The organism is Serratia sp. CoH_122_TC_1, from assembly GCF_058191755.1.
Genome location: NZ_JBXWLA010000002.1, coordinates 313280 through 325069 on the forward strand (window position 1 = coordinate 313280; position 11790 = coordinate 325069).

At 56.0% G+C, this 11790-nt stretch carries 11 protein-coding genes; 5 read left to right on the top strand and 6 right to left on the bottom strand.

Annotated elements, in window-relative coordinates; all coding sequences use genetic code 11:
* Nucleotides 1-5 precede the first annotated feature (5 nt).
* From AC2FC2_RS04150 to AC2FC2_RS04165, 4 genes are read right to left on the bottom strand one after another with little or no spacing between them, the layout of a single operon-like run.
* A complete protein-coding gene (locus tag AC2FC2_RS04150; protein ID WP_490658787.1) occupies nt 6-1268 on the bottom strand; it encodes an FAD-dependent oxidoreductase in 1263 nt (420 codons plus the stop codon).
* The gene (locus AC2FC2_RS04155) at nt 1261-1521 is read right to left on the bottom strand and encodes a (2Fe-2S)-binding protein (protein ID WP_490658788.1); all 261 of its coding nucleotides are present in this window, start codon (nt 1519-1521) and stop codon (nt 1261-1263) included. The genes AC2FC2_RS04150 and AC2FC2_RS04155 overlap by 8 nt, the downstream gene beginning before the upstream one ends.
* Nucleotides 1518-2642: an NAD(P)/FAD-dependent oxidoreductase gene (locus AC2FC2_RS04160; protein ID WP_490658789.1), complete on the bottom strand. Its 1125-nt coding sequence runs from the start codon at nt 2640-2642 to the stop codon at nt 1518-1520. The genes AC2FC2_RS04155 and AC2FC2_RS04160 overlap by 4 nt, the downstream gene beginning before the upstream one ends.
* A complete protein-coding gene (locus AC2FC2_RS04165) occupies nt 2642-3589 on the bottom strand; it encodes a 4-hydroxyproline epimerase (protein WP_490658790.1) in 948 nt (315 codons plus the stop codon). The genes AC2FC2_RS04160 and AC2FC2_RS04165 overlap by 1 nt, the downstream gene beginning before the upstream one ends.
* Before the next feature lie 284 nt (nt 3590-3873).
* On the opposite strand from AC2FC2_RS04165, the gene AC2FC2_RS04170 reads away from it, so the two are divergent.
* The 5 genes from AC2FC2_RS04170 to AC2FC2_RS04190 all read left to right on the top strand — a co-directional run bounded on the left by AC2FC2_RS04170 (nt 3874) and on the right by AC2FC2_RS04190 (nt 10162).
* A complete protein-coding gene (locus AC2FC2_RS04170) occupies nt 3874-4719 on the top strand; it encodes a helix-turn-helix domain-containing protein (protein WP_490658791.1) in 846 nt (281 codons plus the stop codon).
* Nucleotides 4720-4927: 208 nt separating this feature from the next.
* Nucleotides 4928-5848, top strand: a complete 921-nt coding sequence (locus tag AC2FC2_RS04175) for a dihydrodipicolinate synthase family protein (RefSeq protein WP_265555031.1) — start codon at nt 4928-4930, stop codon at nt 5846-5848.
* A gap of 61 nt (nt 5849-5909) precedes the next feature.
* Nucleotides 5910-7520, top strand: a complete 1611-nt coding sequence (locus AC2FC2_RS04180; protein ID WP_490658792.1) for an aldehyde dehydrogenase (NADP(+)) — start codon at nt 5910-5912, stop codon at nt 7518-7520.
* 44 nt (nt 7521-7564) lie between these two features.
* Nucleotides 7565-9130 carry an APC family permease gene (locus AC2FC2_RS04185; RefSeq protein WP_265555035.1) on the top strand — a complete coding sequence of 522 codons (1566 nt, stop codon included), beginning with the start codon at nt 7565-7567 and terminating at the stop codon, nt 9128-9130.
* Between the two features lie 18 nt (nt 9131-9148).
* A complete protein-coding gene (locus tag AC2FC2_RS04190; protein ID WP_490658793.1) occupies nt 9149-10162 on the top strand; it encodes an Ldh family oxidoreductase in 1014 nt (337 codons plus the stop codon).
* A 45-nt stretch (nt 10163-10207) separates the two neighbouring features.
* Here AC2FC2_RS04190 and AC2FC2_RS04195 read toward each other — a convergent pair whose 3' ends face one another.
* Together AC2FC2_RS04195 and AC2FC2_RS04200 are read right to left on the bottom strand one after the other, a co-directional pair.
* Nucleotides 10208-10636: a universal stress protein gene (locus tag AC2FC2_RS04195; RefSeq protein ID WP_209632669.1), complete on the bottom strand. Its 429-nt coding sequence runs from the start codon at nt 10634-10636 to the stop codon at nt 10208-10210.
* Nucleotides 10637-10813: 177 nt separating this feature from the next.
* Nucleotides 10814-11530, bottom strand: a complete 717-nt coding sequence (locus AC2FC2_RS04200) for an autoinducer binding domain-containing protein (RefSeq protein WP_490658794.1) — start codon at nt 11528-11530, stop codon at nt 10814-10816.
* Between the last annotated feature and the right edge of the window lie 260 nt (nt 11531-11790).

Here is an 11790-nt window from a genome sequence, read left to right on the forward strand (position 1 = left end):
CAGGCTTATCCGTCGGTTTTTATCCTTCCCAAGCGCGCCAATGTTGCCCCCCTTACCGGTGTTAATGGAATGCGCGGCGTTGAAAACTGCCAGCCGAACACGTGGCGTGCCGCTGTCGCACAGATCTTGCCCTGGCAGGCCCCCATGCCACAGCGGCTCCTCAACTTGGCCGACGTCCAGTCAGGCAAGCCACTAACCTCCCCCAGCGACACATCTTCACAACGGCACAACAATGTTTCGGGTGTCGCCAGCGCTTTCAATGCTGGATTAAGCACAAAGGCTCGCGCCACCGTATCAGAAAATTGCTGCCACTTGGCACGTTGTGCCGTTAATGCCTGCATATTCTCCAGATTGCCGGTTGCGGCATATCCAGCAATGGCGCCTTCAGCCAGCGCCAGTTCACTGCCGCCAATACCGGTACATTCACCGGCTGCATAAATATTCGCTTGGCTGGTCTGCTGGTCATCGCCCACCGCAATAACGTCATTGTCGATACGGCATCCCAATAGCATCGCCAGCTCGATATTCGCCACCAGCCCAAAACCACAGGCCAAACGTTCGCAGTCCAGTGTCACCACGCGCCCGCCTTTTTTAATCCTAACCGCTTTTAGCCGCTGTTCACCTAACGCCTCCAGCACATGGCAGCCTGGACGATAATGGCTATTGGCGAGAGCAAAAGACTGGCGTAACTTCACAGGCCAACGCCATAACCCGCCGGCAAAAGCCGCTATTTGCGAGACGGGCGCTTGCTCCGCCAGCATTATCACTTCCCCCCCTGCGCTGGCAACACTGTTGGCAACGGCCAGCAGCAATGGGCCGCTACCCGCAATAACCACCCGCTCTCCTTTAATAGGTAGCCCTTGCTTAATTTGCGCCTGCAGGCCGCCCGCGCCGGTCACGCCCGGCAACGTCCAACCGGGAAACGGGAGCAACAGTTCCCGAGCGCCACAGCACAAAATCAGTTTTTGATACTCCACGGTGCCACTGTCCGCCGCATCTTCGTAGAGAATGCTTTGCGGCCCACACTGGGCTACGATTTTGACACCATTAAGCAATGTTATATTACTCTTTGCCTCAACGGCCCGACGGTATTGCTGCGCTAGCGTAGGTAGCGCTACAGTCGGCCCATCGCGCCAGATTTGCCCCCCTGGACGGAGGTTGTCGTCAAGCACCAGCACTGACCGGCCACTTTCTGCCGCAGCGCAAGCCGCCGCTAACCCGGCAGGACCAGCACCAACAATCAGTACATCACACGTGAGCTCACTCATTCTCTGTCCTTTCAATATGCATTCCAGGTTGACACAGCGTCTGACATGCCAGCCTCCGAAGCCCATTCACCGTGACACGACACTCCTGGCAGATACCCATGCCACAAAACGGCGCACGTAATTGGCCGCTGACAGAAAAACGGCACCCATCCTGCCCACTCAGGCTGAGCGCAGCTGCCACGGTAACGCCCTCCGGCACGCAGAGAGTTTCACCGTTAAGGGTTAACGTAAGTAGAGTCTGTTTCTTGTTCATACCGACAACGCCTCTTTCCGAAACATGCGCGATGCCAGATAAGGCGTGTCATCAATGGCCGGTCGATGATTATGGATCTGCGCCGCGATCAGTGCTGCGCTGCCCAACGCTGTGGTGACACCCAACCCTTCGTGACCTAACGCTAACCATAACCAGCGATGTTGAGGATGCGGGCCCAGCAGCGGCAAGCCGTCGGCAGACGCGGCGCGTTGACCGGTCCAGCAGCGGATAATGTTCATCTGAGCCAGTTCAGGCAGGAAGGTGTTGGCGCGTGCCAACATGGCGGCCAGCAATACCATATCGATAGTGCTGTCAGGGACATCAAACTGGCGCGACGAGCCGATCAACAACTGGCCTGTTGGGCGAGCCTGAACGTTAAATGCTACCGAAGTGCCATCACTGGCATGGGCACTGGCGCCATAACCCAGTTCAACCAATTGATGACGCACCCGTCTGGGGTAACGATCGGTGATCGCAAGATGCCCTTTCTTCGCACGTAATAAGGGGTGTTCCAACAGCCTATCGGCCTGTAGGCCACTGGCCAGTACGACAACCGGCGCCGTTAGCCGTTCACCGCCGGCCAACACGACGGCCTGCGCTTCCAGCGCGATCGCCTCACCCGTGATCACCCTGACCGCAGACCCAGCGTCAGCGACTAACCACCGGGCAACGTTAGGGGCATACACGATGCCGTCACCCGGCACGCGTAATCCCCCCGCCAACCCGGCACGCAGCATAGGTTCCAGCCCCACAACCTGAGTGGAGCTCAATGTTTCACTGGCAACTTCATATTCCGCCATACGTTGCCGCTTGCCTGCGGCAATGGCCATTTCATCGTCCCGCTCTGCCAGCCACAACGTACCACAACCGCGCCAGGCGCAGCTTTCCGGCATCCGGTCCACCACGCTCCGCCACAGTTGCAGCGAGTAGGCGCTTAAGGCCAGTTCCGCCGGGTTATCATCCATGCAAACCAGATGCCCCATGCCTGCTGCCGTCGCACCCGCACGCTGATTGTCTACCAGCAGGACTTGAACCCCCTGCCTTGCCAGTTGCCAGGCGCAGGCAGCACCAATGATGCCTGCCCCCACCACAATCACCTCGGCACGCCTGCAGGCAACCATTAACGGATCCCCCAAATAAAGGGATCACGCTCATCTAACAACAGTTGGCTGTCAGCACACACATAGGCTTGCCCACGAATAAACGGCGTCACGCGATCGCCGTTATGCTGGTAATAGCCGCTGAATTGGCTACCAATCACACTTGCCTGACGCCAAATTTCTCCTGGCTGTAATTTTCCGTCAGCGGCCAGACAGGCCAGCTTTGCACTGGTGCCAGTACCGCAGGGGGAACGGTCATAAGCCTTGCCCGGGCACAGTACAAAGTTGCGGCTGTCAGCCTGCGTATCGGCGGCAAAGAGTTCGATGTGATCAATAACGCCACCCTCTTCCCCATAAATCCCCGCCAGCTCCAAAGCCTGACGCACAGCCCAACAAAAGGCCGTTAGGGCCTCCAGGTTTTGCGTATTGATAGCCAGATGATGCTCGCCGATCAGAAAAAACCAGTTCCCGCCCCAGGCAATATCGCCAACCACCGTTCCGTACCCCGCCACCTCAACCGCAACCTGTCGGCGAGATCGGTAAGCGGGCACGTTTTCCACTGTTACACTGCCATCCGCGTGCAACGTGGCATTCACCGTACCCACCGGGGTTTCTATCAGGTGCTCCCCTACGCCAATCCGCCCCAGATAGGCCAGCGAGGCCACCAGTCCGATAGTGCCGTGGCCGCACATCCCCAGATAACCGGCGTTATTAAAGAAAATCACCCCTGCCGTTGCCTGTGGTGAACAGGGTTCACACAGCAAAGCCCCCACCAGCACGTCATTGCCGCGAGGCTCCAGAATAATAGCGCTGCGCCAGTCGTCATACTGTTGGGCAAACAGTGCCTTGCGCTCCGCCATACTGCCGGTGCCCAATGTGGGGAATCCATCGACGATCAGCCGTGTTGGCTCACCGCCAGTATGGGAATCGATCGCGCGCAGCCGGGTGAATTGCGAAGTAAGAGCCATCGGAGTCTCCTGGGTTAATGAAATGTTACCGATAGCGTTAGCCTGACCGAATATGCTGATGACGGCTTGATGCATTTCGGCGCGGGGAATGCAGAAATCAGCACAATTTTCGGCTTGGCGTTTTACCGGATGCCCGCTCAGTGGCATGCAAAAGTATGCGGTGTTCCGCATAATTGGCAGCTACGCTTGAAAAGTTATAAGAAAGTTAATATTGATTAAGCGCTTCAAAAATGGCCTGCCCGGCCGCCTCAGATTTGAGTCACTCGACGGGAAAAGGTATTGCTATGCGATTAGCCCAAGACCATCCGGTTATCACTGCTCCCCGGCCCCTTGTTGACGAACAGGAAGAGGACGTCTTTGCCATTGAACAACTGTCTCGCTGGTGCGATGGCCTGGCACAACAGCGCCCGAATACCCTGCATGATCTGCTGAATTCACTGGCGTTGATCGTGCCGCTGCTCAACGCCATTCCCAACGTCGTGTTCTTTATCAAAGACGTGCAGGCACGTTATTTGTTGGCCAACCTGACACTGGCTAAACGTTGTGGATTTAAAACCGTCACACCGCTTCTGGGTAAAACCTCGGCGGACGTGTTCCCAGCGCAGCTCGGTTCGGGGTATACCGAGCAAGATCGGCGTGTACTACTCCATGGCGTTATGATCCAGGATCAGCTGGAAATGCACCTGTACAGTGGCCGTGAAACCGGCTGGTGCCTGACGCAAAAGCTGGCGCTGTATGATACTCAGGGCAAAATCATCGGCATGGCGGGCATATCGCATGACCTGCAAGAGGCCAAAGCGAATCACCCCGCCTATCAACGTTTAGCCGCCATAGACGTCTATATTCGTCAGCATTATGCCCGCCCAATTGCTCTCGAAGAACTGACGACGCTCACTGCGCTTTCCGTGGCGCAGATCGAACGTTACTGCAAACGCATTTTTCATCTCACGCCACGCCAGATGATCCACAAAGTACGCCTGGAAAAAGCCACCGAACTGCTGGCCAGCGATTTGCCCATTACCGACATAGCCTTGCAGTGCGGCTACACTGATCACAGCGCATTCAGCCGCCAGTTCAAGGCGATGACCGGCTCCACACCTCGCGATTTCCGCATCACGCTCGCACCATAACGCATTGACTCATATCAATAACCTCTTCCTTTTAGGCGTGGTAAACGTCAGGGTTTTGGCTATCTGATGTTCTGTCCAATTGTGCCAATTTCGTCATGGCATTCGGCGAAAACCGTCAAGCCCCTGCGAACAATACAGGTCAATCTGTGATTGGATTTTACCAATAATTCACCATTGATTAACAAACTTGGACGACAGGACAAACACTATGAGCCATAAAGCCATTAGCTGGAGCGGCGTATTTCCGGCGGTCAGCACTCAGTTCCGCAGCGACTTTTCTTTGGATCTCGACGCCACCCATACGGTGATCAAAAACCTGGTCAAGGACGGCGTTTCGGGTCTGGTGGTCTGCGGCACCGTGGGTGAAAATACCTCGCTGACAATGCAGGAAAAACTGTCAGTCATTGAAGTCGCACGTGATGCTGCACAGGGCAAAGTGCCCGTCATTGCCGGCATCGCCGAATTCACTACCGCCTTCGCGAAGAATATGGCGCGTGAAGCTCAGAAGGTCGGTGTCGACGGCATTATGGTCATGCCGGCATTGGTTTACTCTGCCAAACCCCATGAAACCGCCACACACTTTCGCAGCGTTGCCACCGCCACCGATCTGCCGATCATGGTCTACAACAATCCTCCCATTTATAAAAACGACGTGACGCCCGACATCCTGACGACCCTGGTCGACTGCGAAAATATCGTGTGTTTCAAAGACTCTTCCGGTGATACCCGTCGCTTTATCGATTTGCGTAATGAGGTCGGTGACCGCTTTGTGCTGTTCGCAGGCTTGGACGACGTCGTACTGGAAAGCATCGCCGTCGGCGCCGAAGGGTGGATCTCAGGAATGTCTAACGCCTTCCCACGCGAAGGCGAAACGCTATTCCGCCTGGCGAAGCAAAAACGCTTTGAGGAAGCGCTGGCGCTCTACAGCTGGTTTATGCCGTTGCTGCACCTGGATGCGCGACCGGATTTGGTGCAGTGCATCAAGCTGTGTGAAGAGTTAGTCGGCCGTGGCAGCGCTATCACCCGTCCGCCACGTTTAGCGCTGCAAGGCGAGACGCTTGCCGACGTCACTGCGGTGGTCAAAAAAGCGCTGGCAAACCGCCCAGCATTGCCGAACGTCGGTCTTTAATCGCCGCTCTCACTCGCCCGGTTCACTGCCGGGCCTAGCCACTTGCTAAACAGGGGAACCCATGCCCAACGCCTATACCCTCAGCGGCCGACAGTTTATCGGCGGCCAACGCTACGCCAGCGGTGAGGCCGACCTTATCAGCCTGCGTGCCGATAACGGTCTGCCGACCGGTCATGTTTTTTTCTCAGCCAGCGCCACAGAAGCCGCCGCGGCTGCCGACGCGGCCGCACAAGCCTTCACGGCTTATTCACAACTTAGCGCCGAACGCCGCGCCGATTTTCTTGAGGCGATTGCCGACCAATTGGATGCACTGAGTGAGGATTTCTTTACCTTCGCCATGCAGGAAACCGCGCTGCCATTAGCTCGCCTCAGTGGCGAACGGGCCAGAACCAGCGGCCAGATGCGGCTATTTGCCACCTTGCTACGCCGTGGGGATATGCATGGCGTGCGCATAGACAGCGCGTTGCCGCAGCGGACACCGTTGCCACGCCCCGATCTCCGGCAGTATCGAACCGCCATCGGTCCGGTGGCCGTATTTGGTGCCAGCAATTTCCCTCTGGCGTTCTCCACTGCCGGTGGTGATACCGCCGCTGCACTCGCGGCGGGTTGCCCGGTGGTGTTCAAAGCGCACAGCAGCCATATGATCACTGCCGAATTGACCGCGCAGGCAATTGAACGGGCAAGAGAACAGCAAAACATCCCGGCCGGCGTCTTCAACATGATTTACGGCGACCGCATCGGTGCCGATCTGGTCCAGCACCCAGCCATCCAGGCGGTGGGCTTTACCGGCTCGTTACGGGGTGGCAGGGCCCTGTTCGATCTCGCCATGCGCCGCCCGCACCCTATCCCGGTATTTGCCGAGATGTCGAGCATCAACCCGCTGATCGTGATGCCGCAGGCGTTGGCCCGCCGTGGTGAGCAAATTGCGCACGAACTGGTTGCCTCCTTCACCTTGGGGTGTGGGCAGTTCTGCACCAAACCGGGGTTGATCATCGCCCCACGTGGAGAAGCATTTGATCAATTTATCCAGGAACTCGCCTCGAAGGTAAACGTTGCCGCGCCGCAGGCCATGCTGAACGCCGGCACGCTGACACATTTCCACAGCGGGTTGGCTGCACTCGAAAAACAACCAGGCATTCGCCACCTTGCCGGCAACCGCGAGGAACGACCTTATCTGGCGGCACCACAGCTGTACCAGGCTGATATCGACTTGCTGCTGAGCGGCAACCCGCTGTTGCAGGAGGAAGTGTTTGGCCCTGTGGCCATTGTGGTAACGGTGGAAAATAACCAACAACTGACTGCCGCGCTCGATAGCCTGCAAGGGCAATTAACCGCCACCTTGCTGGCCGACGAGGGCGATTTACATGATGCCGCACCGCTGGCGCAACAGTTGACGCGCAAAGCGGGACGTGTGCTGTTCAACGGCTATCCGACTGGAGTAGAAGTGTGTGATGCCATGGTGCACGGCGGCCCTTATCCTGCCACCAGCGATGCACGCGGCACCTCTGTGGGCACGCTGGCTATTGAACGCTTCCTGCGCCCGGTTTGCTTACAGAATTATCCTGCGGCACTGCTGCCACCGCCGTTACAAGACAGTAATCCGCTTGGCCTACTGCGGCTGGTTAACGGTATTTACACCCGTGACCCAGTCCACTCATCCGCCAACCATTAGCCAGACCACATCTGCATGCCATCTAATAACAAAAGGGTAAAACCATGACAACCCAAGGCAAATTCAAGAAGCAGCTTACGCTCACCGACTTAACGTTTATCGGCCTGGGCGCAATATTTGGTTCAGGCTGGCTGTTCGCCGCCAGCCACGTGTCCTCCATCGCCGGCCCAGCCGGTATTTACTCCTGGCTGATAGGTGGCCTGGCCGTCTTACTGCTCGGGATTGTTTATTGTGAACTCGGCGCCGCACTTCCACGCGCCGGCGGCATTATTCGTTACCCGGTGTTCTCCCACGGGGAACTGATGGGCTATTTACTCGGGTTTATTACCCTAATTGCCTTCTCCAGCCTGATATCGATAGAAATTGTTGCTGCCCGCCAGTATGCCGCCGCCTGGTTTCCTTTTCTAAGCCAACCCGGCTCGGGCAACCCGACATTGATCGGCTGGCTGGTCCAGCTGCTGTTGCTGTGTTTTTTCTTCGCCCTGAACTACTACAGTGTCAAAACCTTTGCGAAATCCAACAATCTGATCAGCGTGATTAAATTCGTGGTGCCGCTGTTGGTGATTGTGGTGCTGTTCAGCTTCTTCAAGCCTGAAAACCTGCACAGTCAGGGGTTTGCTCCCTTCGGCTCTGCCGGGGTGGAAGCAGCTATCTCAGCCGGTGGGATTATCTTTGCCTATCTGGGACTGACGCCCATTATCTCGGTCGCCAGCGAAGTGCAAAACCCGCAGCGCACCATCCCTATCGCGCTGATCCTGTCGGTGGTGTTATCCACGATTATCTACGTACTGCTGCAAGTGGCCTTCCTCGGCAGTATCCCCAGCGAAATGCTGAGCGGTGGCTGGGCCGGCATCAGTCAGCAATTTTCACTGCCCTACCGGGATATCGCTATCACATTGGGCATGGGTTGGTTGGCATTTCTGGTGGTAAGTGACGCGATTATCTCGCCGAGCGGCACCGGCAACATTTATATGAACGCCACGCCGCGCGTGGTGTACGGCTGGGCGCGCGCCGGGACCTTCTTTAAGATCTTTACCCGCGTCGACGGAGAGTCCGGCATCCCACGTCCCGCACTGTGGTTGACTTTTGCGCTGTCGATCTTCTGGACGCTGCCTTTCCCCTCTTGGGAGAGGCTGATCGGCGTAGTGTCCGCCGCATTGGTGCTGAGTTACGCCATTGCACCTGTTACCGCCGCAGGCCTACGCCGCAACGCGCCTGATCTGCCGCGCCCCTTCTTCGTGCGTGGGTTCTGCGTGCTTGGCCCGGTTTCTTTTATTATCTCGGCGCTGATCGTTTACTGGTCCGGCTGGAATACCGTTTCCTGGCTACTCGGCCTGCAAATCCTGATGTTTGTGGTCTATATCCTGTTCAAAAACAAGGTGCCAACCCACGCCGTCAGCCTGAAGCAGCAAGTTTGGTCCTCACTGTGGCTGATCGCCTTCTATGCGCTGATTATTATCGCGTCCTACCTCGGCAGTTTTGGCGGTATCAACGCGATCGGCCACCCGTGGGACACCCTCACGGTGGCGGTCATTGCATTAGCCATCTATTACTGGGGAGCCTATACCTGTTTACCTCAGGCAAATTTTACCGGCGATGAAGAAGAGTAACTGCGGAGGGAATATCTGATGACGCAAACCCAACACCTGTCGCTAAACGATGCTTATCATCTTGCACTGCGTGCATTGCACAGCAACGGCTTCAGCGCCGAACATGCCGATGCCGTCGCGCAGAACGTAACTGCCGGTGAACGTGACGGCTGCGCCTCACACGGCCTGTACCGAGTGCTCGGCTGCGTGCGTTCGCTGTTGGCAGGTAAAGTCTCTGCCGACGCCACCCCCACGCTGATCGATCAGTCCCCGGGAATTTTGCGCGTGGATGCCCACGACGCTTTCTCGTTGCTGGCCTATCGTACGGCACTGCCAACCTTTATCGACAAGGTACGCACCAACGGCATCGCCGCCTTGGCGATTAACCACTGTGTGCATTACTCCGCGCTGTGGGCGGATATCGAGCCATTAACCGATCAGGGGCTGGTGGCATTGGCCTGTACCCCTAGCCATGCCTGGGTCACGCCTGCGGGTGGAACCCGGCCGCTGTTTGGCACCAACCCTATTGCCTTCGGTTGGCCTCGGCCACAGCGGCCGCCGTTTATTTTTGATATGGCCACCAGTGCGGCTGCACGCGGGGAAATTGAACTGCATCGGCGTGCGGGTACGCCGCTACCGCCAGGTTGGGGCATAGACCAACAGGGGGAACCTTCTACCGATGCCGCCAGCGTGTTGCAAGGCGCGATGCTGACCTTTGGCGGCCATAAAGGATCGGCGTTGGCGGCGATGGTAGAACTGCTTGCGGGGCCACTGATTGGTGATATGACCAGTAAAGAGTCGCTGGCCTATGATAAGCAGACCGGTTCGTCGCCCTATGGGGGTGAGCTTATTATCGCGATGGATCCCGATCGTTTTTTGGGTGCAGACAAAACAGCCCATTTAGCCCGGGCGGAGGCGTTGTTCGCTGATATGAACGAGCAAGGGGCACGTATTCCAGGGGAACGGCGTTTTCAACAAAGACAATACAGTGAGCAGCATGGCATTACCTTACCGAAGACGCTGTATGACGACATTGTGGCTCTCTGCCGCTGAATGATGCAGGCCCGCAACCGTGAATTGCGGGCCTGAATAAAAAGATTATCTGACCACCATCACGGAGATGTTGGCATGGCGCACAATGGCCGCGGCATTGGAACCCAGCAGATAGGTTTTCACACTTGGGCGACGCGAACCGATGATGATCAGGTCAGCGTCAATTTCCTCCGCCAATTCCAGTACCTGATCGCGTGGAGAACCGAAACTGACGGTATAATCCAGACGCTCCAGCGGAATGTCGACTTCCGACATGATTTTTTTCAGCTTATCGATGGCCTTCACTTCCGCCTGGTTTTCAAACTCTTTAATGCCAAACGAATACGCAGTGACGAACGCCGAAGCATCCGGCAACGTATGAAGGAAATGCACTTTGGCACCAGAAAGCTTCGCCAGATACTCAACATGCTTCAGCGCATGCTCGGTCAGCAGGTCTTCTTCAATATCTATCGGCACTAATATTGTCTTGTACATATCACATCCCTTCTATGTAACCGCAGTGCCTACAGGGTACTGCCGAGAGGGATAAGGGTGAACCGCTTTCTCGCGCTTTTGTGATCGGCAGTATAAACGAAAGGGAATGACTCTCTGTTTAACAGAATATAAACATAACATCCCTAACGGCTAGCCAAATAATTATTTCAGCGTCGGCTAAATCAGCTGTAAATACACCGCTTTTGCCGTGGCGGCGGTTTTATTGGCCACCGACAGTTTTTTAATAGAATTGCCGATATGAAAATTCACCGTCCGCTCGCTCAACCCCATTAACAACGCCGTTTCTTCCGAGGTTTTTCCTTCACTGCACCAGCGTAAAATATCCTTCTCGCGCAGCGTCAGTACGTCTTTTATCGCCTCGTCGTTCACCGATATTAATGCTTCACGCAGCGTTTTATGGGCAATCTGCGCCAGCCACAGAAAAAAGGTTTCGTGGCGTGCGCCGGCCTGCGGTGACTGGTCAGGGATCTTTTTACCGGCAAAGGTGAGAATACCCAGCCGACCATAGCAATCCTTGATCGACTGCGACCAACCTTCGCGAAGACCGAATTGCGCCATACGCCACCACAGCGCCGGCTTATTCTGATAGAACTGCTCGTCCCAATAAAACTGCAGCGTAGAGTGGTGAGCCCGTTCAATCATCGGGTCTTGCAGGTACACCCGCAGTTTGCGGTAGTCCTCCAGGTATGGCTCGGGGTAATTGCTTTCTATCAACATTTTTGGCCGGCTGGCCGGATAGCAGGAAAAGACCGTATAAGAAAAGTACTCAAAACCCAGCGCCTGAGCGCAAGGTGCCAACCGACTTAAAAACACCTCGCGGTCAGACAGGCTGCTGAGCAGATCATCCATCAAAGGCTGAATGTGAGTGTCCATAAAGCGGTTCTCCAGCGCACAGTGCAGGCCAATCAGTAAGTGAGGTTCACTATATCAGGGCGAGAACGGCCGTTTCATATAATATAAACACCCTGGCTATAACTAAAAGTAACGATGCCATACATGGGTGAATATATAACCACGTTAAACCCGCTGCTTGCTGGTTTTACCCAGAGAACAAAAAAATCCGTGTTGTTAACCTGTTATTTCTACCAGTGGACACCAATGTCCTCCCCCCATTACTTTTGCCAGTAACACCC

What these genes read in the sequence shown, in the direction of transcription:
- AC2FC2_RS04160 (WP_490658789.1), bottom strand. Translation starts at nt 2,642, where the DNA reads ATGGTTGCCTGCAGGCGTGCCGAGGTGATTGTGGTGGGGGCAGGCATC.
- AC2FC2_RS04180 (WP_490658792.1), top strand. Translation starts at nt 5,910, where the DNA reads ATGCCCAACGCCTATACCCTCAGCGGCCGACAGTTTATCGGCGGCCAA.
- AC2FC2_RS04165 (WP_490658790.1), bottom strand. Translation starts at nt 3,589, where the DNA reads ATGGCTCTTACTTCGCAATTCACCCGGCTGCGCGCGATCGATTCCCAT.
- AC2FC2_RS04190 (WP_490658793.1), top strand. Translation starts at nt 9,149, where the DNA reads ATGACGCAAACCCAACACCTGTCGCTAAACGATGCTTATCATCTTGCA.
- AC2FC2_RS04200 (WP_490658794.1), bottom strand. Translation starts at nt 11,530, where the DNA reads ATGGACACTCACATTCAGCCTTTGATGGATGATCTGCTCAGCAGCCTG.
- AC2FC2_RS04175 (WP_265555031.1), top strand. Translation starts at nt 4,928, where the DNA reads ATGAGCCATAAAGCCATTAGCTGGAGCGGCGTATTTCCGGCGGTCAGC.
- AC2FC2_RS04185 (WP_265555035.1), top strand. Translation starts at nt 7,565, where the DNA reads ATGACAACCCAAGGCAAATTCAAGAAGCAGCTTACGCTCACCGACTTA.
- AC2FC2_RS04150 (WP_490658787.1), bottom strand. Translation starts at nt 1,268, where the DNA reads ATGAGTGAGCTCACGTGTGATGTACTGATTGTTGGTGCTGGTCCTGCC.
- AC2FC2_RS04170 (WP_490658791.1), top strand. Translation starts at nt 3,874, where the DNA reads ATGCGATTAGCCCAAGACCATCCGGTTATCACTGCTCCCCGGCCCCTT.
- AC2FC2_RS04195 (WP_209632669.1), bottom strand. Translation starts at nt 10,636, where the DNA reads ATGTACAAGACAATATTAGTGCCGATAGATATTGAAGAAGACCTGCTG.
- AC2FC2_RS04155 (WP_490658788.1), bottom strand. Translation starts at nt 1,521, where the DNA reads ATGAACAAGAAACAGACTCTACTTACGTTAACCCTTAACGGTGAAACT.